Genomic DNA, 942 nt, shown 5'->3' on the forward strand with positions numbered 1-942 from the left:
ACGCGTAATCGGCGTACTGCACCGGCAGCGGCTCCCACTCCGGCACCTGACCGCGCACCCGCGCCGCGTAAGCCGCCGACACGTCGCGACCCAGGGGAGTCATGGACCAACCGTCACCGGCGATGTGGTGCAGCACCAGGACCAGGACCCGCTCGTCCGGGGCGACTTCGAACAGCCACGCCCGGATCGGCAGTTCCTCGGACAGCTCGAAGGTGTGACGGCCCGCCCGCGCGACGGCCTCGGTCAGGTCTTCGGGATCGACACGGCGCACCTCCAGCGCCCAATGCACGTCCCGCATCTGCAGGATGCGCTGGTACGGCTCGCCGTCGGCGGTTGCATACACGGTGCGCAGCGGCTCATGCCGCTCGATCACGTCCCGCAGTGCCGCCTCCAGCGCGGCGACGTTCACGTCGCCGGTCAGCCGGATCACCGCCGGGATGTTGTAGGTGGGGCTGGGGCCTTCCAACTGGTGCAGGAACCACAGCCGACGCTGCGCGAACGACAGCGGTGGCCGCTCCGGGCGTTTCGCGGCCGCGAGGGCCGCCCGGGCAGGGCGCTTTTCGGTCGCGGCCAGCCACGCGGCCAGCCCCGCCACGGTCGGCCTCTCGAACAGGGCCCGCAGCGGCAGTTCCGCACCCAGGGCGGCGCGAATGCGGGAGACCAGCCGGGCAGCGAGCAGGGAGTGGCCGCCCAGCTCGAAGAAGTCGTCGTCCACGCCGACCGATTCGAGGCCGAGCACATGCGCGAAGGCCCCACACAAGATCTCTTCATGGACTGTGGCCGGGGGTCGACCGGTGCCGGCCGTGTACTCCGGCGCGGGCAACGCCTTGCGGTCGAGCTTGCCGTTCACGGTCAACGGCAGCTCGTCCAACGTGACCACGGCGGCCGGGACCATGTAGTCGGGCAACCGTCGGGCCACGTGCTCGCGCAGCACCTCGGCAC

At 71.2% G+C, this 942-nt stretch carries 1 protein-coding gene; it reads right to left on the reverse strand.

The window, feature by feature from the left end; genetic code table 11:
- On the reverse strand, nucleotides 1-942 hold a 942-nt coding region (locus tag QSK22_RS33215; RefSeq protein WP_285498464.1), incomplete at both ends, for a condensation domain-containing protein.

The sequence above is a fragment of the Actinomadura sp. NBRC 104425 genome (assembly GCF_030269545.1).
Lineage (GTDB): Bacteria > Actinomycetota > Actinomycetes > Streptosporangiales > Streptosporangiaceae > Spirillospora > Spirillospora keratinilytica.